Source organism: Acidimicrobiales bacterium (assembly GCA_036378675.1).
Lineage (GTDB): Bacteria > Actinomycetota > Acidimicrobiia > Acidimicrobiales > Palsa-688 > DASUWA01.
Window position 1 is genome coordinate 88,179 of record DASUWA010000017.1, and the last position, 23,761, is coordinate 111,939.

A 23,761-nucleotide genomic window follows, 5' to 3' on the forward strand; every position below is an offset into this window, starting at 1 on the left:
TTTCGCTCATCAACGCAGGCTTCCTCGTTGAGCGAACCTCGAGGCGAGCTGGGTGATGTCGCCAGCGCCGAGGGTCAGGCAAAGGTCACCCTCGCGGAGCTCCTCGAAGAGGATCTGCTCCGCTTCGTCGAGCGTTTCCACGTAGCGCACGTCAGCCCCGGGACGGGCGTCCCGGACCGCGTCGGCGATCATCCGTCCGGAAACGCCCGGCCGCGGGCGCTCCCCCGCCGCATAAATGCCGGTTACCACCAATACGTCGGCGCCGGATAACGCAGGGCCGAAGTCGCGCCAGAGTGATTCCGTGCGCGAGTAACGGTGTGGTTGAAACACGGCCACCACCCGGCCCCAGGACCCGTCGCGAGCGGTCGCAAGTGCTGCGGCGACCTTCTCGGGGTTGTGTGCGTAGTCGTCGACGAAGGTGACCCCTTCGACAGTGCCCTTCGTTTCGAACCTTCTCGCGACGCCTCGGTAAGCGGTGATGCCCTCGATGGCCTGGTCCCAGGGAACCCCGATCGACGACGCGAGCGTCAGCGCGCCGGCGGCATTGAGGACGTTGTGCAGTCCCGGCACAGCCAGGTGGATCGGTCCTCGAACCTGCTCACCCACGGCCAGCGAGAAGGTCGCCCTGTCGCCCGCCAGCTCGACCGCCTCGACCCGAACGTGGGCTATTCCGGCCCTTCCATAGGTGATCAACTCGCGGTTCGCCCTCGCCGCAACCGAGGCCGCGCCGGGATCGTCCAGGCACACCACTGCCGGACCACTCGCCGCCTCGATGAACTCGACGAACGCCCCGTCGAGGGCATCCCTGCTCCCGTAGAAGTCGAGGTGGTCGGACGCGACGCTCGTTACCAGGACGGCTTCTGCGCCTAAACGGATGAACGTGCGGTCGCTCTCATCGGCTTCGACGACCATCCACTCTCCCGCGGGATCCCACACCCCGCCGGTGCCGATCCCGGCGATGTCACCACCGACGACCATGGAAGGGTGGCGGCCTGCGGCCCGCAACGTCACCGCCAGCATGGCCGAAGTGCTGGTCTTGCCGTGACTACCGGAGACCGCTGCGGCCCGCCTCTGGCGGCATATCGCAGCAAGAACGGCCGAACGGGGCCAGACCGCCACACCCTTGCGGGCCGCCGCGACGATCTCGGGATCGTCCTCGGGAATGGCGGTCGAGACCGCGACCATGTCGGCAGCGGCCGCCAACCCGGGCACGTGACCGACGTGAACTTCGACTCCGAGACCCTCCAGGCGAAGCAGCGCCGGACCCCCCGCAACATCGCTGCCCGTGACCTTGTGGCCCATCTCGGCGAGAACGGCGGCGATCGCGCTCATTCCGGCGCCGGCGACGCCGACGACGTGAACTCTCCTCGGTACGGACAGATCCGGCGCGCGAAGCGAATCAACCTCAGACACGGGCGTGCTCTTCTGCGAGGGCCGCGACCGAGTCGGCTGCGTTCGGAAACGCGAACGACCGGGCCGCCGAGGACATCTTCGCGAGCAACTCGGAGTCGTTGAGCAGTTTCTCGAGCTCCGCCGCGAGACGATCCGCATCGAGCTCACCGTCCGGCACCATCACCGCCGCGCCGGCTTCGACGAGCCGCCGTGCGTTCATGGTTTGATGATCCCCCGGAGCGCCTGGAAGCGGGACCAGGACCGAGGGAACCCCCATTGCGGTGAGCTCGGAGAACGTGCTCGCCCCCGCTCGCTGCACCGTGACGTCCGCCGCGCTGAGCAACAGGTCCATGCGATCCTCGAAGCCGACCAGCTGGTAGAACAACCCACCACGCGGGCTCGAATCGTTTCCACCCACGGCGGTCTCGCCCGACTTTGCGGACCACGCTGGTAAGTCGGCCGCCGCCGCGCGCATTCTGTCGAAGTCACGATCGCCGGCCACGTGACGCAGCGCGACGCCATCCTTGTCTTTCCAGAGGTGAGCCAGCTTCACGGTCGCGTCGTTGATTCTCCGGGCACCAAGAGATCCGCCGGCCACTGCGACGACCCTGAGCGCGTCGGGGATGCCAAGCGCCTTCCTTGCGGCAACCCTCCCTGCCGGCGAGCGGTCGGCGGCGACGATCTCGGGACGAACCGGGTTACCAGTGACGACCGCTCTCGGGAGCGGGGTACCCGGAAATGAGACCGCCGACGCTCTCGCGAAACGGCCCGCGATGCGGTTGGCGAGACCGGGCACGGCGTTCTGCTCTGCAACAACGAGAGGAATGCGGAGCGCGACCGAAGCCAGAGAACAGGCGACGCTCGCGTAGCCGCCGACCGAGATCACTATGGACGGGCGCAAGCGGGCGAGCAGCAAGGTCGCCCTGAACACGGCGGAGACCAGGCCGAATACGGCACCCACGTTCGACCACGAGAGTCGCCTCACGATCCCCCGTCCCGGCAATAGAGTGATATCGAAGCCTGCGGCCGGAACCAAGCGTCGCTCTACACCTCGCTGTGAGCCGACGAAGTGAATGGATTCGGGCGGGTGGCCACGGTCGACGAGTGCCCGGCCGATGGCTACTGCCGGCACCGCGTGGCCCCCGGTTCCGCCGCCCGCGATCACCGCCCACACGTCCCCGGCTCGCCTCCGGCTGTTCAAGGCTGCTGGGCGATATTGGCCAAAATGCCCAACGCGAACAGGTTGATCACCAGAGACGATCCTCCGAACGAGACGAACGGCAGAGGGACACCGGTAACAGGGAGCAAGCCGACCACGGCGGCGATGTTGATGACGGCTTGCCCGACGATCCACGCGGTGATCCCCGCAGCAGCCAGAGCCGCAAACCGGGTTCGGGCGTTGCACGCAATACGAACACCGACGAGGCCAAGCAGGACGAACAGCCCGCTCAACACGAACCCGCCGACCATCCCGGTCTCCTCACCCAATACCGCGAATATGAAGTCGGTCTGGGCATTCGGAAGGTACCCGTAGCTGGCGATGCTGGATCCGAGTCCGTCCCCCAGAACATGACCATGGCTCAGGGCGGCGAAACCCTGCACCGTCTGGTACCCGGTGTTCGATGCGTCTTTGAACGGATGCAGGAAGGACGTCATCCGTCGCCACCGGTACGGGGCAGCCACCGCCAGCAGCAGACCGACGCCGGCAATACCTCCGCCAGTCAAGAGCATCGGGCCGGCCGGGATCCCCGCCATGAAAAGCATGGCGAGAGCGATCACGACCAGGACCATCGTCGTCCCCATGTCGGGCTGGGCCATCACGAGGAGAACCAGAATCCCCATCACTGCAAGGACCGGAGCCATCTGGTACCTCCAGTCGCGCTTGGCCGCCCGGCGGTCGAGTATGTCGGCGGCGAACAGAACCAGACCCAGCTTGGCGACCTCGGACGGCTGGATCTGAAGAGCTGACGTTCCGAGCCAGCGCGACGCGCCGGCCGACTTGACACCGATTCCGGGAACCAGCACAGCGAACAGCAGAGCAATGGACATGTACATGAGCGGCGTGGCGAAGCGACGCCATCGAGCGTGGTCCACCCGCAATGCCAAGACGAACCCTGCGGCGCCGACGGTCAGCCACATCGTTTGGCGCAGGAAGAAGTGCCACGGAGATCCAAACTGGTGGAGGCTGAGGATCGACGAGGAAGACAGGATCATCACGAGCCCGGTGAGGCAGAGAACCGACACCAGGCAGAGCAGCAACCAGAAGGTGCCTCCCCGCGCCGGAGCCGCGGCTTTTGCATTGGCCCGGTTCTTGATCCCGGGAGGACGGGACCTCCGGTCCGTCACCCGACGGCTCGCGGGAGCCTGGGCGATCCGGGCCCGCTGGGCCGTACGAGTCGTTCTGGCCCGTGCGGCGGGCGCAGGTCTGCTTGTCAGCATGATCCCTCCCCTTCCACGATCTTCGAACGCACCAGCGCGGCGAAGTGGTCGCCGCGCTCCGCGTAAGAGCCGTACCAATCGAAGCTGGCGCATCCCGGCGACAACAGCACGGCGTCGCCTGGCGATGAATAGGACGCCGCCGCTCCGACCGCTTCATCCATGTTGCTGGCGATCGTCACGGGGACGGTCGCTTCGAACGCAGTCACAACTTCGCCTGCGCACTCTCCGATCGCGACCACCGCTTTCACCGGGGGAACGGTCGACCGCAGGACGTCGAGGTCGAGACCCTTATTGCGTCCGCCGGCTATCAGCACCACCGAGTCGAATCCCGCCACTGCAGCGAGGACCGACGCCGGAGTGGTGGCCTTCGAATCGTCGTACCAGTTCACACCCTTCGACGACCCGACGAAGCTGACGCGGTGCGGAAGGAGGGGCGCGCCGCCAAGAGCCCCGCGGCAGCCTTCGATTGTGCCACCAGCCTCCAAAGCCACGGCTGCCGCGGCGAGCGCGTTGGACAGGTCGTGCGGAAGAGATCGTGGGAGCTCGGAAGTCGCAATGATCCGTTCCCCGTCCGGCGCCACAAGCCACCCGTCCGTTACGTGGTAATCGGTTTCCGATTCGCGGGTCGAGTAACGACGCACGTGCACGCCGGCCGGAATGGATGCGGCGGCGGCGTTGACTGCAGGATCGTCGGCATTGATGACCGCTGCGTCGCCAGCCCCCTGGTTCCTCCAAATGCGGGCTTTCGCCGCCGCGTAATGGTCGACGGTGGGATGCCAGTCGAGGTGATCTTCGCTCAAGTTCAGCCAGCAGCTCACCGCCGGACGGAATTTTTCGGTGAACTCCAGCTGGAACGACGACACTTCGGCGACGCACACGTCCGTGTCCGACCCGGCGGCTTCGATGAGCGGAACACCGATATTGCCAGCCGACACGGCGGCAACTCCGGACGCCTGAAGAGCCGCAGTGACAAGAGTTGTGACCGTCGTCTTGCCGTTCGTTCCGGTGATCGCCACCAGACGCGGCCGGCCCCTTGCCGCACACTCCAGGTAACCGAGCTCGATCTCGGACCGGACGGGCACACCGGCTTCGCGAGCCGCGTAGTACGCCGGGTGCGAGGGAGGAACCCCTGGGCTGGGCACGACCATCGTCGCCCCTTGCAAGATCTTCGCTAACTGCTGACGTTCGGGCGTGCGCTCGAGACGCACGCCGATCGACCTGGCGGCCGACTCTTTTTCAGGCGACAGCGAATCATCGATCACGACCACGTCACGACCTGCCGACATGAGTGCCCTCGCTACGGCGCGACCGGTTACTCCGAATCCGACTACCACGACTGCATCGCGCGTGGTGGTCATCCGTTGCCACCCTTTGACAAGAAATCGGCATAGAACGCACCCAGCGAAAGCGCGGTGAACAACCCGGCGAGTATCCAGAACCGGACGATCACCGTCGTCTCTGGCCACCCGAGAAGTTCGAAGTGGTGATGAATGGGAGCCATCCGGAACACCCGCCGGCGGAAGAACCTGAAGCTGGCAACCTGCGCGATGACCGAAAGGGTCTCGACCACGTACAGCCCGCCGACGATCGGCAAGAGCAGGTCGACATTCTCGAGGAGCGCAAGAGTGGCGATCGCCGTGCCGATTCCCAACGATCCGGTATCCCCCATGAAGATCCGCGCTGGGGCCGCGTTGAACCAAAGGAACCCCGCGCAGCCGCCGATCAACGCCGCGGCAAGCGACGCCTCGTCGAGCGCCGCCGGGTTGCGATACAGCGAGAAGTGCTTGAGCTGCACGAACCCGATGACCGTGAACGTCGCGAAGGTGAAAGCCGACGAGCCGGCGGCTAAGCCGTCCAGACCGTCGGTCAGGTTCACGGCATTGCTGCACCCGACGATCACCAACACCGCGAAGATGACCCAGCCGACCTTCCCCAGGTTGAAGTCGAGAGAGTTGTAACGCGTGAACGACAGATGCGTGTCGACCTTCAGCCAGGTGACACACAGGATCGCGAAGGCGAGCGCAACGATGAGCTGTGCACCCGCTTTCGCCCGCTTGTTGAGGCCAAGACTTCGCTGGCGGTGCACCTTGATCCAGTCGTCGACCAGACCTATCCCCGACGCGGCGCACACAGCGACCGCGGCGACAATCCCTCGAGTCGTGAAGGTCGCATGAATGTGTGAGAAGAGGTAGCCGATGATCGCCGAGCCGATCAGCGCTACTCCACCCATCGTCGGCGTTCCTGCCTTGGTCAGGTGGAGTTCCGGTCCGTCCTCTCTGATCTGCTGCCCGATTCCCCGGCCGCGCAACCAGCTGATCAACAAAGGCGTTCCCAGCATGGCGACGAACAAGGCGATGCCTGCCGAGAGCAGAAGGTCGATCACTCGCCATACCGCCTCGATGCAATAATCCGGGCGATCGCCGAGCTGGCCTCTTCCACGTCGTCGAATGGCATCACCCTGCCGGCAATTTCCTGCCCGCGTTCGTGGCCTTTGCCGGCGATGACGACGATGTCGTTATCTCGAGCGTTCGCGACCGCCGCCGCGATCGCAGCGGCACGATCAGGCTCGACCACGACGTTTGCGCTGCCCTCCGCGCCAGCGAGAATCTGATCGATTATGGCGAGGGGGTCCTCGCTGCGCGGATTGTCGGATGTGACTATCGCCAGATCGGCCAGGCGCGCCGCGGCCGACCCCATCAACGGGCGTTTCTCGTGGTCACGGTCGCCGCCGGCGCCGAATACGACAATCAGGCGGCCGTTGGAGAGTTCACGGGCCGACGAGAGTGCTTGGACCAAACCGTCGGGAGTGTGGGCGTAGTCGACGACGACGGTGAACGGCTGACCGGCCTGCACATCCTGGAAACGGCCGGGAATCCCTTCCAGCCGTCCCAAGCCCTCGGCAATCACCGAGGAAGGTATCCCGAGCTCGCGCGCGCACGTCGCCGCCGCGATCGCGTTGATCACGTTGAACCGGCCGCCGATCCGGATCTGCATCTCCTGGCCGTCCCAATGGAAACGGCTCATGCCGGCTCGCAACTCGACGTCATGCGCATCGTCGACGGAGTACCCGATGCAACGCAGCGATCCGCCCTGCAACTGATCGCACAGGATCCGGCCCCACGGATCGCCCACATTCACCACCGCCACGCCCACCCGCTCCTTTTGGAACAGCGACGCCTTCGCTTCGAAGTAGGCCTGCATGCTGTGGTGGTAGTCGAGGTGTTCAGGGCTGAGGTTGGTAAAAATCGCTGCGGCGAAGACGGTCGCATCGATCCGGTGCTGGTCAAGGGCGTGAGAGGAGACTTCCATGGCGATCGCGCGACCTCCGCTATCGCGCCAGCCCGCCAGCAGCGCCTGCAGATCCGGAGCCTCCGGCGTGGTCCGCTGCTGGGTAAGCGTACCGATCGTCGTGCTGCTCCAGCCAAACGCCTCGAATATGGACGAGAGGAGCGCGCAAGTCGTGGTCTTTCCGTTTGTTCCGGTGACTCCCACTACGTTGAGTTGCTTGGAGGGATGCCCGTTGAGCGCATCCGCGACCGGACCAAGCGCCCGGCGCACGCTTGGAACGATCACCTGCGGAACCCGCAGATCCAGTCGGTGCTCGCAGAGGAGCGACCCTGCGCCGGACTCGACCGCCTCGGGTGCGAACTGGTGGCCGTCACTTCTCTGCCCGACCACGCACGCGAACATGGCGCCGGGCGTGACGGAGCGCGAGTCCATGGTGAGCGAGCTGACGTCGATGGACTGGTCGCCCAGTACATCGACGACGAGGCCCAGCCCGTGCAAGCCCGCCTCCGCTATCAACCCGTCGAGCCGCATCGGAGACCTCAGGTGGTCGAGGGGCTGGATCGGGACCGCGGGGCGGCCGTGGTCGTTCTCGGCACGGTCGTGGTCGTCTGCGGTGTTGGTTCGGTAGGGCGCGACGCTGGCACCGTGGTCGTTGTCGATGCCGGTGCGTTCCCACCCGGAGCCGGGGGCACAGTGGTAGTCGGAGCGACGCTAGGTGGGGTGGACAGACCCGGTAGCGGTGTCCCGGCGACCTCGCCGGCCTCAGTAGCCGACTTGGGCGATGCGAGGGGAACGCCGAACGCCGGCGGCTGTTTGGGCTCGGGCGGGATACCCAGCTCGCGTAGTGCGTCGCGTGCGATGGTCGCGAAAGTGGGAGCCGAAGCTGCGGCGCCGTAGTCCGGGGTGTCGTCGATGACGACCATGCCGGTGATTTGCGGGTTTTCCGCGGGGACGAACCCGGCGAAGCTGGCCACGTAGTGACCGGCTTCGTAGCCTCCGTGCGGAGACGGAACCAAAGCCGTCCCGGTTTTGCCCGCAACCGTGTAGGGACCGAGGTCGGCCGCGGTGCCGGTGCCGACACGAACCACTTCGTCGAGCATCGTCGTCATCTCGCGGGCGATGGAAGGCGACACGACCCGATGGCTCGGGCTGGCCGGGATCGGGTGCTCTTTGCCATCGGCGTCGATGGTGGCGTTGACGAGCCTCGGGGAGACGTAAATGCCGCCGTTGGCCATCGAGTTGTACGAGGCGAGCATCTGCATCGCGGTGACCGCGATGCCCTGGCCGATCGGGACGTCCGCGATCGACGTGCCTGACCAGTAGCTCGGAAGCAGACCGGGGGATTCTCCGGGGAACTTGATATCGGTGGACGAGCCGAGCCCGTAGCTGTGGATGTAGTTCAAAAGGTTGGTCTTGCCGAGCCTTTGGGCGATCTGAATGGTTCCGATGTTGGAGGAGTTGACGAGGATATCCGTCACGCTCCAACGCTCCGTCGGATGGTTTTCGGCGTCGTGGAAAGTCGACCCGGCGACGCCGTATGTGTTGGGGATGGTGAAGACGTCCGACGGCTTGATGACCCCGGTCTCCAGAGCCGCGGATATCGTTACCAGTTTGTTCACAGAACCCGGCTCATACACGCGCGTGAATGCGCTCGCCGACGGTGCCTCGACCGGTTGAGCCTGCGGTGCGGGAACGGACGATGCCGCTCCCTGATTGGCAGAGGCCGAAACGCTTGTCTTGTCGGGAGACGGGATGCTCACCGGCACGGCCGGAGTCTGGTTGCTGCCCGCGACCGGCATCGTAAGTTGGGCGTCCGCGAGGATCTGTCCGGTCTTGGTGTCCATCAACAGCGCGATCCCGCCTTGCGCGTGCGCGGCCACGATGGCCTGCGCCAGAGCCTGTTCCGCGTCGTATTGCAAAGGCTCGTCGATACTGAGCACCAGGTCCTCGCCCGCGAGCGGTGCCTGGTACTGCTCGAGCCCGCCGGCGATCTGGCGTCCCTGGGGATCAATCTGCTCGACGGATTTCCCGGGAGTGCCCGTGAGGATTTTGTTGTACTCGTACTCGAGGCCACCGAGCCCGGCGCCTGCGACACCGACGGATCCGAGGAGCGGGACCGCTAGCTGCCCTGCGGGATAGAACCTTTTGGGCTCCTTCAGGCTGTAGACGCCGGGAAGGTTGAGCTTCGAGACAGCCGCTGCCGTTGAGTCGGGAACGGTATGGGCGAGGTAGGAAAAGCTCCCGCTTCGGGTTAGATCCGCCTGGAGTGTGTCGGCGCTTATTCCGAGAATCGGCGCCAGTGCCTCGGCCTCAGATCGCGGGTCAGACACCTGATGCGGATCCGCGTAGATGGTCGTCTGCGGGACCGACATCGCGAGTTCGTTGCCGCTGCGGTCGAGGATCGCGCCCCGCTCGGCAGGCAGAGTGACGGTCTGCTTCCACTCCGAGGCTCCAACCGCGGCGTAACGCGCTGAGTCGAAGCCCTGTATGGCTACCAGCTTGGCCGCGATAGCGATGAACGCCACCGTTATTACGACGAGCATCCCGAATGCCCGCGACCTTCCTCTCGCCCCGAGCCCGCGCGCACGCGGCTGCGCATGATGGGCCGGGCGGCCCCCAGAGGGGGGCCGCCTCGCGGTCATGGGCTGCCTGCCAGCTGCGATTTGATCTGAGGCCAGTCCGCGTCGCCGACTGGTGCCTGTGCGGAGGATGAAGTTGTTCCAGCACCGGGTCTAGAGGATCCGGTGGAGCCAGACGACCCGACCGTCTGATTCGGTGTGAGGTAATTCACCGACGCGGGCTGCACCATGCCCAGCTGGCCTTCTGCCGTGGCGATGATGTTCTGGGGCGAGCCGAGCTGGGCGACGGCAAGACGCAGGTTCTGATACTGCGCCTGCTCTGATTGGACCTTCGTGTTGAGCCGGTCGATGGCGAACTGTCGCTGGGCGAGAACAACGTGCATATACACGAGCCCGAAGACGACCATCACCAGAAGCCCGACCCCGCCGGCCAGAAGCATTCGAGCGCGCCGGCGTCGCTCTGCGGCCGTGAGTTTTCGCGGCTCGACTACGCGAAGGTGGCGAACACCGTCACCGACACGTTGAGGGCTAAGTGCCTCTGTCAGCTTGTTGTGAGCGACCAAACGTGCCGCCGCGGCCGCGCGCGCGGCGGATGGGCGCGAGGACGGTCTGACCGAACCCTGCCTGTCCGATGGGTCTGGCCTTGCGGCCCTTTGTACCTGTGATGCAGCCGGCTGGTTCACTGCCCGCCTCCTTCGTCCGCTAACCGCTCGATCGCCCGAAGCCGGGCGCTTTCCGCGCGGCGGTTGGCGTTGACTTCGCTCGCGCTCGGTTTGCGCGACCCTCGGTTCAGCAGCCGGACGGTTGGCTGCGCCCCGCACACGCAAGGAAGCCCGGGCGGGCATACGCAGTCACCGGTGGCGGCAGCACGAAAACGGTCTTTGACGATCCGGTCCTCGCCCGAATGGTACGAAAGGACGACGCAGCGACCTCCTGGTTGAAGACGGTCGATCGTGGCGTCGATCGCGTCGGGGAGGATGTCGAGCTCCTCGTTGACCGCGACGCGCACCGCCTGGAAGATCCGGCGAGCGGGGTGCCCGCCGGTGCGCCGGGCAGCGGCTGGGATCGCTGCCCGAACAACCTCTGCGAGCTGTGCCGTCGACGACAACGGACGGGCCGCAACGACTGCCCTCGCGATCCTCCGCGCGAATCGCGCCTCGCCGTGGTCGCGGAAAAGCCACGCCAGCTCCTGCTCGCTCCAACCGTTTACGACGTCGGCAGCCGTCGACGGCCCCGACGGATCCATACGCATGTCGAGCGCTGCGTCGGCTCGGTAGCTGAAACCGCGGTCGCCTCTATCGAGCTGCGGAGAGCTGACCCCGAGGTCGAACAGGGCGCCGGCGAGACGGCCGACGCCAAGATCATCCAACACCTCGCCGAGGCGGTCGAAGCGCGACCGCACCACAGTCGCTCTCGCGCCGTACGGCGCCAGCAAGGCCGCCGCCGCCGCCACCGCCTCGGGATCCTGATCCAGGCCGACGACCGAGATGTGCGGGGCCGCGTCGAGCAGGGCGGCAGCATGGCCGCCGCCTCCAACCGTCGCGTCCAGCACCACCCCGGCTGGAACGCCGGAGAGGATTCCAACCACTTCGTCGACCATCACCGGCCGGTGGTCGAAATTCACTGTGACACCAGCCCGGCGGGACCCCATAACACTTGCTTGGCCCCGCCTCCGGGGAACCGTGGGGGCCCCAACCCCACGGCCGGCCGTGGTGATCCCGGTCCGGACCATCCGCAGCCCCTCGACCAGCTTGCCGTCGGGATTTCTCCCCGATCGTGCGAAGTGGAAGCGGGCGGAGAAGGGGACTTCCACCCTGCCAGTCGAAGGGCTGCGCATGGCCCAATGGGAAAAAGACGCCGCTTCGTTGCGGATCACGCCCCTTCCAACGCCGGAGCGGATCCGCTCCAGGACGGGTCGGCGAGTTCCGCATCGCCGGGAACACCCCGAATCTCCCATTCGGAGGGATTCCAGAGCTCTATGTGGTTGATCGCACCGTGGATGAGGACCGCGGTTTCGAGATGCGCGTACTCCCGCAGGTACGCCGGGATCGCAAGCCGCCCCTGCCGGTCGAGCTCCACGTCCGCCGACCCGGAGGCCCACGCCCGGACCATCTGGCGGTCCTGCGGACTCCGGTCCTGTAGCGACTCCATCTGATCCAGCTTCTGGTCGAACGACTCGGGGGTCCAGATGGCGAGGCAGCGCTCGTTGTGCTTCGAGATGAACGCCTGGGTGTCGAAGGCGGAGCGGAAGCGCGCCGGGAGGATGATCCTCCCCTTCACGTCCAGGGAGTGCTCGTACCTCCCCACGAAGCGCATGGCCACCTGTCACTTCTCCGTCCTCTGTGGCAAGGGTCCCTCCCCTTCACACCACTTTCCTCCACTTTATGATTCTATCCCCCCACTGTCAACCATTCAGACGCCAGATCGGGCAGAAACTGGCAGCCCAGCGCCACCACACACCCTCGCCTCCCTCCGTCCCCCGCTCGGATTGCGGTCCCCCGCCGAGGTCACCCAGGGAGGGCGGAAAGCAACGCCGCGACCAGATCGCTCGGAGCGGCGGGCACGCCGGTGGCCGCAAGCGTCAGGTCGAACTCGGCGCGCCCGCGGGAGCCCGGGTCGAGGGCCAGCAGCCGCAAGAGCTCGGCGGGGCGCCAATCGAGGAGAACCGCCGTTTGGAAAAGAGCCGCGAAGCGGGTCCGCCGCTGGGAGACCCCGACCGCCTTCCTCCCCTCGACAAGCACTTCACCAGGGGCGACGCCGGCGAAGCAGACCCGGCTCGACCATTCGGTCTTCACCAGGCGCTCCTCCCAGACGGCTGCACCTGCGACGCCCACCGAGCCGAGCGCCGCCGCCCACGATTTCCCGACCCACAGCGCCGACCGGCCGACGTCCTGCTCCCAGAGGGGGTCGCCGGCGGGAAGAAGCAGGTCGACCCAAAGGATTTCGGCGGCAGTGACCAGCACGGCCCCGCCGCCGCTTCGCCGGCGGGCCACCTCTACTCCCTCGTGGGCGGCCTCCGCGGAATCGACGTGCTCCTCAGGTTGGGCGCTTCCGAGGACGATCGCCGGCGCAGAGACTTCCATGATCCTGACCGTGCGCGATGCGCCCGGGTCTGAAGTCGCCGCGGCCGAGGAGGCGTGGAGCGCTGACGCCCGGCCGGTTGCTGTTTCTGTTTTCCAGCTCAGGCGGACAGGCTCGCCGACGTGATCGTGAGGTACGGCTCCCAATCCGAGTGGATCGCACCGGAAGCGATGAGAATCCACGTTCTCTGGCGCGGTGCAATCGGGGGCTTCCGGAGCCGCATGCCGCTCTCCTCTGGAGAGCGGTCCCTTTTGCGGGAGTTGCAGGGGCGGCATGACGCGACGACGTTGTCCCACGAGTGGGTACCGCCCCGGCTCCTCGGGACCACGTGATCGATGTTCTCGGCCGAGGCCCCGCAGTACTGGCAACGATGCTCGTCGCGCGCGAACACTGCCCGGCGATTGAGCGAGATCCGCGCCTGGTAAGGCACCTTCACGAAGTGCCACAGCCGGACGACGGACGGCTCGGCGAACGCGGCGCGTGCCGACCTGAACAACCGGTCGGTGGCATGAAGCAGCTCCGCCTTCTCGTCGAGGATGAGCATGAGAGCTCGCTTGCTCGAAACGACGCAAAGAGGCTCGTAGCTGGCGTTGAGCACGAGTGACTGCGCCATCGCCGCCGGAGCCTCTCTTAGGCCGTCTGTATCCGATATGGGGCTGGCAGCAGGTCCCGCCCCGTAAACCCGGTGAGCACGGGCCAGACGTTACCTCGCTTGGCGTCCCATCCGCCGACACCATTCCAGGTAGACGATCAGGTCGCGCCCCTCGACGGCGGCCTTGCTGTCGCCGTACATCGTCTCCAAGCGGAACTTTCGATATTCGCGTGGCGGAAATGGGACAGGCGGCCAGCGCTTCCACCAACGAGGAGGCGCCATGCGGGTCGCCACCAGCCAGAGATCCGGCCGGCGCAACAGGGCGACGGCGGCAGATCCCCGCAGGCCTCTAGGCACTTTCCAGCCCTCTCCAGCCCACCGCGGCGGCTCCGAGCAGCGGGCCCGACGAGCCGAGCTTGCTGCGGACAACCCGGCACCCTCTCGAGAACGACAGTTTGCACCGCTGGTCGACCTCGCGCTGAGCGGCCGCGAAGAACGGTTCACCGAAGCCGAGTGCGACCGATCCCGCGACGGTGGCGAGTTTGAGGTCGAGCAGGTTGGCCACGCTGGCGACCGCTCGGCCCACCAGCCGTCCGGTTCGTTCGATGATCTCCGGGGCCGCCTCCGCCGGCGGGCGTCCCGTTATGGCGGCGATCGCAATTCCGGACGCCTCGCCCTCGAGGCATCCGTAGCCCCCGCACCCGCAGCGGTGGCCATCCGGCTCGACGATCACGTGTCCGATGTGTCCGGCGTTGCCGCCCTCACCTTCGAGAAGCCGGCCGTCAAGAACGATGCCCCCACCTATCCCGGTCGAGACGACCATCGATATGTAGTTGGAACAACCGACGGCGCTCCCCAGCCATCCCTCTGCGAGGGCGAGGGCCTTCGCGTCGTTGTCGACCCAGGTCGGAAGCGCGGTCAGTTCCGCGAGACGGCTCTTGAGAGGGAAGTCCCTCCAACCCGGGATGTTCAAGGGCGAGACGAATCCTCCACCGGGTGACATGGGACCCCCGCATCCCACGCCGCACGCAGCCGGCATGATGGACCCGGACGACGAATCCGGCGCCAACATCTCCAGGACCAGTGGTTCGAGAGCGTCCCACAGTTCGCGGGCGCTGCCCCCCGCGGGTGTCGGTACGCGGCGCTCACGGAGGACCCGGCCCGATCGGTCGACCAAACCCGCCGCGAACTTGGTCCCACCGACGTCGACCGCGAGCACCTGATCAGTCGTCGCCGCCTCGGGTGGAGCCATTTCGGGCAGGGTACGCTACCGGCCAGTCCCCTCGGAGGCGCCAGTGGCGAGACAACCGGCTGCCAAAACCCAAACGATCAGCGGATTCGCAGACACATTCGAGGCGATCGTTGCCAACGTGTCGACCGTCATCCAGGGCAAGGATGAACCGACCCGCCTGGCGTTGGTATGTCTCCTGTCGGAAGGGCACCTCCTGGTCGAGGATGTCCCCGGCGTGGGAAAGACGACCATGGCAAAGGCGCTCGCCCGCTCGTTTGATCTCGACTGGCGCCGCATCCAGTTCACTCCCGATCTACTCCCGTCCGACGTGACCGGGTCGAGCGTGTACGACAGAGAGACGGGATCTTTTTCCTTCAGGCCGGGTGCGGTGTTCGCCAACGTCGTGCTGGCCGACGAGATCAACCGCGCTTCGCCCAAGACTCAGGCGGCCCTTCTCGAAGCTATGCAAGAGCGTCAGGTCACCATCGACAACGTCACCCACTCCCTGCCCGAGCCGTTCCTCGTTATCGCGACGCAGAACCCGGTCGAGTACGAAGGGACCTATCCCCTGCCGGAAAGCCAGCTCGACCGGTTTCTTCTTCGGGTGCGCATGGGCTATCCCGATCGGAACGCCGAGATCGCGATGCTCGACGTCCACGCAATGAGCGACGACGCACTCGTGGATCTCCCGGTTGTCGCCGCCCCCGAGGCCGTGATCCAGATGGTGTCGATCGCGGACCAGGTTCACATTGCGACGTCGTTGAAGGGTTACGTTGTCGACCTCGCTGCGGCCACGAGAAGTCATCCCGCACTTACCCTCGGGATGTCGCCGCGAGCCGTGCTCGCCTTGCAGCGGTCGTCACGAACTCTCGCAGCTTCCCTCGGACGGGAGTACGTGATCCCGGACGACATCAAAGCTGTCTTCGGACCGGTCGTGGAACACCGGCTCGTGCTGTCGCCAGAAGCCGTCGTCTCGGGTGTAGACCTGTCTGACGTGCTCTCCGACGTTCTGCGCATGGTGCCTGTTCCGTCCGGACGACCAGCCGTCTGATGCGCCGCGGCGCCGGCTTGACCCGGCGCGGCTGGGGGCTGCTCGCGGTGGCCCTCGCTCTGGGGGCGAGCGCCTACTTGTTCGGTCTGGACGAGCTGTATCCACTCGGTGCCGGGTCACTCATCCTCGTCGTCGCGGCGCGCGGCTGGGTTGCCAACTCAACTTGGGACGTGAGGATCTCACGGACCATCCGGCCGTCGCGACTTCCCGAAGGAGCAGAAGCGAGGGTGCATGTCACGGCGCGCAATCAGGACCGTAGAAGGTCGCCCGTCGTGGTTGTGCGAGACCGCTTCGAAGGCGGGAGGGTCGCAGCAGCTTTCGCGGTCGCTCCGCTCGAACCAGGAGAAGCGCGCGGCGCCAGCTACCGCCTCCCCGCCGTCCGTCGTGGCTTGTACCGCCTGGTCGCTCTCGAAGTGGAGCTCTGCGATCCGTTCGGCCTTGCTCGTGTTACTCGGGTCGGCGCGCCCGGAGGATCGCTGACCGTCCATCCCCGAATCGAGTCACTGATCCATGGCTCGATTCCTTCGGACAGCGAGAGAGATCGCCGGGTGCCTCTTCCGGTGTTGGGTCGGGGAGGCGACGAGTTCTACGGGCTTCGCGAGTACGCACCGGGCGATGACCTACGGCGCGTCCATTGGGTCTCTACCGCGCGAGTGGACGAGCTGATGATCCGCCAGCCCGAGAATCTGTGGCGGGGGCGAACGACGATCGTGGTTGACACGAGATCTCACGCGCACAGCTCACAGACCTTCGAGGGTTCGTTGTCCGCGGCAGCAACCTTGGCGGTCGCGACCCTGCGATCCGGAATGCAGGCTCGGCTGGTGCTAACCGGAGGTGTCGACACCGGCTACGGGAACGGAACGGGACACGAAGCGACCATTCTCGACACGCTCGCAGTAAGCGAGCCGAGGCGGGGCGAGGGGCTCTCGGATGAACTCCGCTTTGCGAGGCTTTCCGGACCGCTCGTGCTCATCACCAGCGATATGACGACCGCCGACGAGATAGGTGCAGTACTGAGGACGGCGGGACGGTCGTCGGCGGCGGTAGTCGTTTTTGCGCGGGAGCGACGGCGCGAATCTGTCGCCGGCGACGAGGCTCGGGCATCCGCGCGGACGTCGAAATGGCGACAGGTGGTTGTCCAGCCGGGCATGAGCTTTCGCGCCGCGTGGATCGGCGCTGGCAAGGTTGGCGTGCGATGCTGACCGCGCCGGAGCGACCCAGGCTGACATCCACGAGCGGAGCGCGCGCCCAGCGTCCCCGGGGTGCGACGGGACCGAACCAAAGCGCGCGAATCGCTGGGGACGCCGCGGCCACCGGTGCCTTGTTACTGCTGACGCTCGTTTCGGCATGGGGGATGTTCCGGGTCTTCGCCGGCAACCGCTGGATCGCTCCGGTGGTGGTCACCGCGTTGGTGGTTCACGCAGTGTCGTGGGGCGCACGCCAACTTCGGATACCGGCCTCCGTAGCCGTAGTCATCGGTGTCGCCGCGGTCGCGCTCACATCGGTCTGGACGCTCATCGGCTCGACAACTACATACGGCATTCCTACCGGGTCAACGGTCAGCACCGCGTTCCACGCGTTGAGAAACGCCTACCGGGACATCCCGAATGTCGTGTCCCCCGTACAAGGGACGACCGGCTTCGTTCTCGCCGCTGCGCTGGGAACAGGCCTCGTCGCGTTGTTCGGGGACTGGCTGGCATTCAGGGTTCGCTCTGCGCTTTGGGGATTGGTGCCGGCGTTCGTTCTGTTCATGACGTGCTGCGTCGTCGGATACGGGCCGGGCCGGCAGTGGGCGGTGATATCCGAAGCCGGCGCCCTGCTTGCATTCGTCTTACTTCACCGGAGTTCTTCGGCCGGCGCTGGCGTTCCCTGGCTGGGCGGAATAGCCACCGGTGCCGCCAGGTGGGCGCTTCCGTCCGGGGCTCTCGTCGCCGCCCTGACGATGCTCATCGTCGTCCTGGTCGCGCCTGTGTCGGAGGGTGTGGAAGGAAGCGGGCTGCTCGGATGGCGGTCCGGCGCCGGTGGCGGGGGCGGCCCGCGACAGGTGGCGAACCCGATCGTCGACCTGCGCACCCGGCTCGTCGAGCTGAGCAATGTCGGAGTGTTCACAGTTCGCAGCCAGGTTCCCTCGTATTGGCGACTTACTTCTCTCGACACGTTCACCGGTGAGGCCTGGGTGGCGACCAACTCCTATCGCGGGTTCGGTAGCCGGCTTCCTGGTGTAGCTGGAGTACCAACCGGTACCCGGACGGTGCAAGAGCAATTCCACGTCCAGGGACTCGAGTCCGTTTGGCTCCCGGCTGCGTTCACGCCCGTTTCGATAAGCGGTGTCCGAGGTGTGGGCTACGACCCAACGTCGTCAAGCTTGATCACGTCCCATAAGACGTCCGACGGGCTCAACTACGTGGTTACGTCCTACCAGTACCTCTCGACGTTGGATCCCGCACAACTGAAGGCTGCGCCCCCGCTCCATGCTGACGCGTCGGTCGCCCACTACATGAGCCTGCCGGGAAACGTTCCCCAATCAGTGTACGCACTCGCGAGACAGATAACTGCGGGCAAGGAATCCGAGTACGACAAAGCTCTCGCGTTGCAGGACTTCTTCCTCGGCCCGTCCTTTCAATACAGCCTCAACCCACCGTTCGACGGCTATGGGCTCGAGGCTCTTGCCAACTTTCTCTTCGACACCCGAACGGGTTACTGCCAGCAGTTCGCCGGCGCGTATGCCGTCCTGGCCCGTGCCATCGGCTTGCCGACTCGGCTCGCCGTCGGGTTCACGCCCGGCACCGTCCAGGCAAACGGGGTGTACCAGGTGCTCGACGCGGACGCCCACACCTGGCCCGAGGTGTACTTCGGCCCGAAGATCGGATGGGTGCCGTTCGAACCGACCAAGTCGTTTTCGGATCCGACTGCGCAGGGGTACGCCCCGCCACTCCCGGGTTCCGGAGGCTCCACGGGCCCAATCAGCGAGGCCAGCCCAGCTGCGCCAAAGAGGTCCACCGAAACGACGGTCGGTGGCGGAACGACGCGAAGCAGCCCGACGACCACAGCCGTGTCTGGCAGCCACCCGGGCGGAGGATCGACCATCAGCGGAGGGTGGGCAGCAACACTCGTCGTCCTCGGATTGATCGTGGGGTGGACTGCCGGCAACATCGGGCTCAGAAGGCTGAGATGGCGGATACGGCGCTGGCGCGACGGGGGGAAGCCGGCTCCGCGGGTGCTCAGCCACTGGAGCGAGGTATCGGAGATGCTCTCCTGGTGGGGGGTTTCCCGCGCCGCGGCGGAGACGAACGCCGAGTTCGCCCGGCGGGCCGGCCGGTCGTTGAGCTCCCAGCTTCGTGAGCCTTCGCCGTGGGTTGCCTTCGGCGTGAACCGGATGGCGTCGCTTGCGACCGAAGCCGCGTTCGCGCCCAGCGTTCATACCGGGGCGGCTCACGAAGCCGAGCTGGTTGCCCAGGAAATAAGGCAACGACTGACCCGGAGTGCCTCCGGACGCCGGCTGATCATGTGGGCCCTGATCCAGCGGCCAGGTCGAAGCCCCGCGCTCTGACGGAATGCGTCCGCGGGGCGAGTCCATACCTCTTCCGAGTCCCTGGGCTCTGAGAGACTGGATAGGTGGCACCCGAAGCGCGCTCGGGCTTGCGGGCGATTCTCCACGTCGACATGGACGCGTTCTACGCATCGGTGGAGATACTGGACAATCCGGAACTAGCCGGTAAGGCCGTCATCGTCGGGGGCGCCGGCGCTCGAGGGGTAGTCGCCTCATGCAGTTACGAGGCCCGGGCCTACGGAGTGCGATCGGCCATGCCGTCAAGCCGCGCGCGGAGACTGTGCCCCCACGCGGTGTTCGTCGCCGGGCGGTACGACCGGTACGCCGAGGTGAGCGCGCAGATCCACGCGGTGTTCGAATCATTCACCCCGCTCGTCGAAGGAATCTCGCTCGACGAGGCCTTCCTGGACGTGACCGGTTCGATACGCCTCTTCGGACCGGCACCGGAGATTGCACGGATGATCAGAGAACGAATCCGCTCCGATCTCCACCTCGGCTGCTCGGTCGGCGTCGCGCCGTCCAAGTTCCTCGCCAAGCTCGCGTCCGAAGCCGCGAAACCGCACGCCAGCCTGAAGGGAATCGTTCCCGGCGACGGCGTGGTGGTGGTCAGCCCGGGGCAAGAGCTTTCTTTCCTGCACCCCTTGCCCATCGAGGCGCTCTGGGGCGTCGGCCCCGCCACAGCCGAGCGTCTCCGCAGGCTCGGCGTCACGACCGTCAGCGATCTGGCCACCCTCCCTGCGGCAACCCTCGAGGGCGCAGTGGGTCGAGCGGCTGGCTCGCATCTCCTCCGCCTTGCGAATGGCATCGACGATCGCCCGGTCGAGCCTGACCGCGAGGTGAAGTCGATCAGCCATGAGGAGACCTACGCGGTCGACCGGGTGGACGCCGACGGGCTCCACGCCGAGGCAGTGCGCATGTCGGACGCAGTCGCGGCTCGCATGCGGAAGTCGGGTCTCACGGGTCGTACGGTGACGATCAAGATCAGGTACGGCGACTTCCGGACTCTGACCCGCTCGCGGACGCTCCCGCGGTGGGTGCAGGACGGACAGGCGGTCGCGTCCGTCGCCGGCGAGCTGCTCGAAACAATCGATCTGGCCGACGGCATCCGGCTGCTCGGCGTCGGCGTTTCCAACCTGACCGCCGACAAGCTCGAGCCGGTTCAGATGGAGCTCTTCGCCGAATCGGGAACGGACCAGGAATCCGGGACGCGACCCGACAACCGGGATCGATGGACCGCTGAGACGAGCACAACGGACCGGTGGCGCTCCGCTACCGGGGCAGTCGACTCGATACGCGACCGCTTCGGCGACTCGGCGGTCGCGCCGGCCACGACTGTGGGAGACCGGGGAATCCGGATCAAGCGGTCCGGCGACACCCAGTGGGGACCGCGATCCGAGCACTTGAGGTAGAACGATGCCGAAATCGCGCCGCGTTGCTGTAGTTTGCGACCAGCGCGAAGATGGCTCACGGAGGGTGAAAGGTGCCGCTTAACGAGCACGAGGAGCGCATTCTGCACGAGATCGAGGAGCGCTTCTACAAGCACGATCCCGAGTCGGCCCAGAGGATCAGTTCGACCACCCTGCCCGCGTACCTGGCACGGAACTGCCGTTGGGCTGCGGCCGGTTTCGTCGCCGGGCTGGTCATCCTTCTCGCAGCATTCGCTTCGGATTGGATCGTCGGCGTCTTCGGGTTCGTGATCATGCTCGCCAGTGCGGTGGTGCTCATCCAGAACCTCCGCAAGATCAGCCGGCGCGGTCTGGACGAGCTACGTGGTTCGGTCAAGGCTCGCGGTTTCAACGACGCCGTAGAAGACATGGCCCGGCGGTTCCGCAAGCGCTTCAACGGCGAAGACAACCCCCCTTCATAGCTCGCAGCGATACACGCCTGGGCGCCGGGGCTATAGCTGAACCCGACGGAATCCCTCGGCGAACGCGACGCCGGCGCGACGTCCCGCATCCTCGGCCCGCTGTCGCACCGCAACGCGTAGCCATTCGCCGTTGTCCCCGACCTGAGTGCTATGGCAACCGATGGCAGCCGCCTTGGAATCTATGGTCGTCGAAATGTCCACCCAAACGTCGGGCTCCAGGCTGCCCGAGAGGTAGAGGTTGCCGACGCGATGGGCTGGGCCGGACTCCGGAAAGTAGTGGGGGAACGCCGCCGCCGGCGAGACGGCGTCCAGAACGGCCCATCCGACCGACCGGTGATCTCGGTGGTTGACGTAGTGCTGGCCGAAGAAGACAGCCGTCGGATCCGGCCCCATCACCGCCTCGGGCCTCACCGACCGGATCAACGAGACCAGACGGGCGCGAAGTTCGCCCTCGTCGTCGAGCTCCCCGTCGAGGTATCCGAGCCAGTGGTGCTCGGCAACTCCGAGCACCTCGCCCGATGCGGCGACTTCGAGGCGCCTGGTGGCGACCAGTTCGGGAGGTTCCGTCGCCGGGTCGAGCGATCCCTTGTCTCCCTCGGCGCAGATGCACACATGAACCTCGCAGCCCGCTTCCGACCAGCGAGACAGCGTCCCGCCGGCGGCCACATCAGGGTCGTCGGGATGTGCGTAGATGGCCAGCACGCTGGCGGGCACGGCAGTCAGCAGTTCCGGCACGGCTTAGAAAGTAACCGCGCACCGTCAGTCGGGCGCCCCCGCGAGCGCCTTGCACGCCAGGTCGATGCCGTCGTCCGCGACGTCGCGGTGCGTCACCAGCCTGACGACACCGGGTGCGATCGTCCCGGCGAGGATGTCGTTGTCGCGGAGGTACGCCAGAAGCTGCGGAGTGTGGGGGTGCGAGAACAACACGATGTTCGTCTCCACCTTCTGGGGATCGCAGCCGGCTCCCGGCCAGCGCTCGGCGACTGCCGACGCGAGCCGCCGCGCCCGCTCGTGATCTTCGGCCAGACGATCGATGCCGGACCGGATCGCGACCAATCCCGCCGCGGCCAAGACGCCCGCCTGACGCATCGCCCCACCGAGTCGCTTGCGCCGCAATATGGCTTCGCCGATCAGGTCGATCGGCCCGGCCAGGATCGAGCCGACAGGAGCCGAAAGCCCTTTCGACAGGCAGCAGGTGACGAGCGTCGCCGGCGCGGCCCGGTCGCTGAGCTTCTGCCCCGAGGCGACCGCGGCGTGCCAGAGCCGAGCGCCGTCGAGATGGACAGGCAGTCCGTGCCGTCGCGCCGCAGCGGCGACTCCCTCAAGCTTGTCCATGTCCCACACGTTCCCGCCCGATGCCATGTGGGTGTCCTCCACCGCCACCGCCCCGATGGAAGGCTGGTGGTGCTGGGTGCGCTCGACTGCGGCATCGACGTCCCCGGGCGCGATGGTCCCGTCGGAGTCGTCGGCCGGCGCCCAGTTGATGCCGGCGTTGATCGCCGCAGCGCCGGCCTCGTACAGCACCACGTGCTGATGGGCGCCCACGACCACGTGGTCACCCGGCCGGGTCAGGATCTGTAGGGCGATCTGGTTGGACATTGTCCCAGACGGGACAAAGAGCCCGGCGGGTTTGCCTACCAGCTCCGCGAACGTGTCCTGGAGCAGGTTGACTGTCGGGTCTTCTCCGTACTCGTCGTCGCCGACCTCAGCATCCGCCATCGCCCGTCGCATCTCAGGTGTGGGCCGGGTGACGGTGTCCGAACGCAGGTCGACTAACACTCCGTCAAGGTACTGCTAGACAAAGGCGGGATGAGTCCTCCGACTCCTGCGTCGGCTCTGATGCCGGCAGAGAAAGTGTTCCGGCCGCCGCGCGACCCGGACGGGTTACTTGTCGACCTGGCCGAAACGGCGCTGGAGGCCGCGAGAGCTGCCGCGGCGGTACTCGAAGAGGCTATAGACGCCGAGCTCGAGGTGGACACCAAGATCTCGGCCACCGACATGGTCTCCGACGCCGATTTTGCAGCCGAGGCGGCGGTCGTGGAAACGATCCGCTCGAGGAGGCCGGACGACTCGGTTCTCGGCGAAGAAGGGACGACCCAACTCGGGTCCTCGGGAATCCGCTGGGTCGTGGACCCTCTCGACGGGACCACCAACTACTTGTTCGGCGTGCCTCATTTCGGGGTGTCGGTCGCGGCCGAAGTGAACGGCGAGACCGCCGTAGGCGTCGTCATCGATCCCTGCCGGGACGAGACCTGGGCCGCCGTTCGCGGTTGGGGTGCTCGCAGAAACGGCATCCCCCGCCGCGTCGCAACCGATCGGTCGACTCTCGACACGGCCCTGGTCGCAACCGGATTCGGGTACCTTCCGGCCAGGCGTGCGTGGCAGTCACACGTCCTCACCAAAGTGCTGCCGGTCGTCCGTGACGTGCGCCGGTTCGGGGCTGCCGCGCTCGACCTTTGCTGGACCGGAGCCGGGAGATTCGACGTCTACTACGAGTGGGGTCTCAACCCTTGGGACCTCGCCGCCGGCGCGCTCGTCTGTTCGGAAGCGGGAGGAAGGGTGGAAGCCCTGGACGGGCGGCTGATCCTGGCCGCTCCCGAGCACCTTTTCGGCCCGATGCGCGAGCTTCTGGAGTCCGCCGGCGCTCTCGACGCGCCTGCCGGACCCGAGCCCGCGAACTGGTGACACCGC

Annotated in this window: 22 protein-coding genes; 6 read left to right on the forward strand and 16 right to left on the reverse strand. The window is 66.4% G+C overall.

The annotated features are described in order from the left end of the window. Positions 1–9 precede the first annotated feature (9 nt). The 14 genes from murC to VFZ97_07295 all read right to left on the reverse strand — a co-directional run bounded on the left by murC (position 10) and on the right by VFZ97_07295 (position 14,623). A complete protein-coding gene (murC, locus tag VFZ97_07230) occupies positions 10–1,413 on the reverse strand; it encodes a UDP-N-acetylmuramate--L-alanine ligase (GenBank protein HEX6393218.1) in 1,404 nt (467 codons plus the stop codon). Continuing rightward, positions 1,406–2,593, reverse strand: a complete 1,188-nt coding sequence (gene murG, locus VFZ97_07235) for an undecaprenyldiphospho-muramoylpentapeptide beta-N-acetylglucosaminyltransferase (GenBank protein ID HEX6393219.1) — start codon at positions 2,591–2,593, stop codon at positions 1,406–1,408. The genes murC and murG overlap by 8 nt, the downstream gene beginning before the upstream one ends. After that, positions 2,590–3,831: a putative lipid II flippase FtsW gene (gene ftsW, locus VFZ97_07240; GenBank protein ID HEX6393220.1), complete on the reverse strand. Its 1,242-nt coding sequence runs from the start codon at positions 3,829–3,831 to the stop codon at positions 2,590–2,592. The genes murG and ftsW overlap by 4 nt, the downstream gene beginning before the upstream one ends. After that, positions 3,825–5,189 carry a UDP-N-acetylmuramoyl-L-alanine--D-glutamate ligase gene (gene murD, locus VFZ97_07245; protein ID HEX6393221.1) on the reverse strand — a complete coding sequence of 455 codons (1,365 nt, stop codon included), beginning with the start codon at positions 5,187–5,189 and terminating at the stop codon, positions 3,825–3,827. Before murD ends, ftsW begins: the two co-directional genes overlap by 7 nt. Next, entirely contained in the window at positions 5,186–6,214 is a 1,029-nt protein-coding gene (gene mraY / locus VFZ97_07250) for a phospho-N-acetylmuramoyl-pentapeptide-transferase (protein ID HEX6393222.1), read from the reverse strand. The genes murD and mraY overlap by 4 nt, the downstream gene beginning before the upstream one ends. Then, a complete protein-coding gene (locus VFZ97_07255) occupies positions 6,211–7,650 on the reverse strand; it encodes a UDP-N-acetylmuramoyl-L-alanyl-D-glutamate--2,6-diaminopimelate ligase (protein HEX6393223.1) in 1,440 nt (479 codons plus the stop codon). The genes mraY and VFZ97_07255 overlap by 4 nt, the downstream gene beginning before the upstream one ends. Positions 7,651–7,658: 8 nt before the next feature. After that, positions 7,659–9,662 carry a penicillin-binding transpeptidase domain-containing protein gene (locus VFZ97_07260; GenBank protein HEX6393224.1) on the reverse strand — a complete coding sequence of 668 codons (2,004 nt, stop codon included), beginning with the start codon at positions 9,660–9,662 and terminating at the stop codon, positions 7,659–7,661. Positions 9,663–9,757: 95 nt separating this feature from the next. Continuing rightward, on the reverse strand, positions 9,758–10,381 hold the full coding sequence (locus VFZ97_07265) for a hypothetical protein (GenBank protein HEX6393225.1): 624 nt from the start codon (positions 10,379–10,381) through the stop codon (positions 9,758–9,760). Next, positions 10,378–11,535: a 16S rRNA (cytosine(1402)-N(4))-methyltransferase RsmH gene (rsmH, locus tag VFZ97_07270; protein HEX6393226.1), complete on the reverse strand. Its 1,158-nt coding sequence runs from the start codon at positions 11,533–11,535 to the stop codon at positions 10,378–10,380. The genes VFZ97_07265 and rsmH overlap by 4 nt, the downstream gene beginning before the upstream one ends. Before the next feature lie 35 nt (positions 11,536–11,570). Beyond that, entirely contained in the window at positions 11,571–12,014 is a 444-nt protein-coding gene (mraZ, locus tag VFZ97_07275; protein ID HEX6393227.1) for a division/cell wall cluster transcriptional repressor MraZ, read from the reverse strand. Between the two features lie 191 nt (positions 12,015–12,205). Beyond that, on the reverse strand, positions 12,206–12,781 hold the full coding sequence (locus tag VFZ97_07280) for a hypothetical protein (protein ID HEX6393228.1): 576 nt from the start codon (positions 12,779–12,781) through the stop codon (positions 12,206–12,208). 98 nt (positions 12,782–12,879) lie between these two features. Beyond that, positions 12,880–13,392 (reverse strand): HNH endonuclease, encoded by a 513-nt coding sequence (locus VFZ97_07285; GenBank protein ID HEX6393229.1) that lies wholly within the window; start codon positions 13,390–13,392, stop codon positions 12,880–12,882. A 90-nt stretch (positions 13,393–13,482) separates the two neighbouring features. Beyond that, a complete protein-coding gene (locus VFZ97_07290) occupies positions 13,483–13,728 on the reverse strand; it encodes a hypothetical protein (GenBank protein HEX6393230.1) in 246 nt (81 codons plus the stop codon). Further along, complete coding sequence (locus tag VFZ97_07295) at positions 13,721–14,623, reverse strand: ROK family protein (protein HEX6393231.1); 903 nt, start codon at positions 14,621–14,623, stop codon at positions 13,721–13,723. The genes VFZ97_07290 and VFZ97_07295 overlap by 8 nt, the downstream gene beginning before the upstream one ends. A 43-nt stretch (positions 14,624–14,666) precedes the next feature. On the opposite strand from VFZ97_07295, the gene VFZ97_07300 reads away from it, so the two are divergent. From VFZ97_07300 to VFZ97_07320, 5 genes are all read left to right on the forward strand, one after another. Continuing rightward, entirely contained in the window at positions 14,667–15,653 is a 987-nt protein-coding gene (locus VFZ97_07300) for a MoxR family ATPase (GenBank protein HEX6393232.1), read from the forward strand. After that, positions 15,653–16,855, forward strand: a complete 1,203-nt coding sequence (locus VFZ97_07305; GenBank protein ID HEX6393233.1) for a DUF58 domain-containing protein — start codon at positions 15,653–15,655, stop codon at positions 16,853–16,855. The genes VFZ97_07300 and VFZ97_07305 overlap by 1 nt, the downstream gene beginning before the upstream one ends. Further along, positions 16,849–19,203 (forward strand): DUF3488 and transglutaminase-like domain-containing protein, encoded by a 2,355-nt coding sequence (locus VFZ97_07310; GenBank protein HEX6393234.1) that lies wholly within the window; start codon positions 16,849–16,851, stop codon positions 19,201–19,203. Before VFZ97_07305 ends, VFZ97_07310 begins: the two co-directional genes overlap by 7 nt. 65 nt (positions 19,204–19,268) lie before the next feature. Beyond that, on the forward strand, positions 19,269–20,612 hold the full coding sequence (locus tag VFZ97_07315; GenBank protein HEX6393235.1) for a DNA polymerase IV: 1,344 nt from the start codon (positions 19,269–19,271) through the stop codon (positions 20,610–20,612). Between the two features lie 71 nt (positions 20,613–20,683). After that, positions 20,684–21,070, forward strand: coding sequence for a DUF3040 domain-containing protein (locus VFZ97_07320; GenBank protein HEX6393236.1), 387 nt, complete (start codon positions 20,684–20,686; stop codon positions 21,068–21,070). A gap of 30 nt (positions 21,071–21,100) precedes the next feature. Here the strand turns inward: VFZ97_07320 and VFZ97_07325 are convergent, their stop codons facing one another. Together VFZ97_07325 and VFZ97_07330 are read right to left on the reverse strand one after the other, a co-directional pair. After that, positions 21,101–21,805, reverse strand: coding sequence for a PIG-L deacetylase family protein (locus VFZ97_07325; protein ID HEX6393237.1), 705 nt, complete (start codon positions 21,803–21,805; stop codon positions 21,101–21,103). A gap of 24 nt (positions 21,806–21,829) precedes the next feature. Beyond that, on the reverse strand, positions 21,830–22,849 hold the full coding sequence (locus VFZ97_07330; GenBank protein HEX6393238.1) for a GntG family PLP-dependent aldolase: 1,020 nt from the start codon (positions 22,847–22,849) through the stop codon (positions 21,830–21,832). Positions 22,850–22,879: 30 nt separating this feature from the next. Between VFZ97_07330 and VFZ97_07335 the strand changes: the two genes are divergently transcribed. Then, the gene (locus tag VFZ97_07335; GenBank protein HEX6393239.1) at positions 22,880–23,755 is read left to right on the forward strand and encodes an inositol monophosphatase family protein; all 876 of its coding nucleotides are present in this window, start codon (positions 22,880–22,882) and stop codon (positions 23,753–23,755) included. Positions 23,756–23,761: the final 6 nt, after the last annotated feature.

Bases quoted from the DNA above. Each gene is read 5' to 3' on its own strand.
- VFZ97_07310 (HEX6393234.1), top strand. From the start codon at position 16,849: ATGCTGACCGCGCCGGAGCGACCCAGGCTGACATCCACGAGCGGAGCG.
- VFZ97_07335 (HEX6393239.1), top strand. From the start codon at position 22,880: ATGAGTCCTCCGACTCCTGCGTCGGCTCTGATGCCGGCAGAGAAAGTG.
- mraZ (HEX6393227.1), bottom strand. From the start codon at position 12,014: ATGCGCTTCGTGGGGAGGTACGAGCACTCCCTGGACGTGAAGGGGAGG.
- VFZ97_07280 (HEX6393228.1), bottom strand. From the start codon at position 12,781: ATGGAAGTCTCTGCGCCGGCGATCGTCCTCGGAAGCGCCCAACCTGAG.
- VFZ97_07305 (HEX6393233.1), top strand. From the start codon at position 15,653: ATGCGCCGCGGCGCCGGCTTGACCCGGCGCGGCTGGGGGCTGCTCGCG.
- VFZ97_07285 (HEX6393229.1), bottom strand. From the start codon at position 13,392: ATGGCGCAGTCACTCGTGCTCAACGCCAGCTACGAGCCTCTTTGCGTC.
- ftsW (HEX6393220.1), bottom strand. From the start codon at position 3,831: ATGCTGACAAGCAGACCTGCGCCCGCCGCACGGGCCAGAACGACTCGT.
- murD (HEX6393221.1), bottom strand. From the start codon at position 5,189: ATGACCACCACGCGCGATGCAGTCGTGGTAGTCGGATTCGGAGTAACC.
- VFZ97_07260 (HEX6393224.1), bottom strand. From the start codon at position 9,662: ATGCTCGTCGTAATAACGGTGGCGTTCATCGCTATCGCGGCCAAGCTG.
- VFZ97_07295 (HEX6393231.1), bottom strand. From the start codon at position 14,623: ATGGCTCCACCCGAGGCGGCGACGACTGATCAGGTGCTCGCGGTCGAC.
- VFZ97_07255 (HEX6393223.1), bottom strand. From the start codon at position 7,650: ATGCGGCTCGACGGGTTGATAGCGGAGGCGGGCTTGCACGGGCTGGGC.
- rsmH (HEX6393226.1), bottom strand. From the start codon at position 11,535: ATGCGCAGCCCTTCGACTGGCAGGGTGGAAGTCCCCTTCTCCGCCCGC.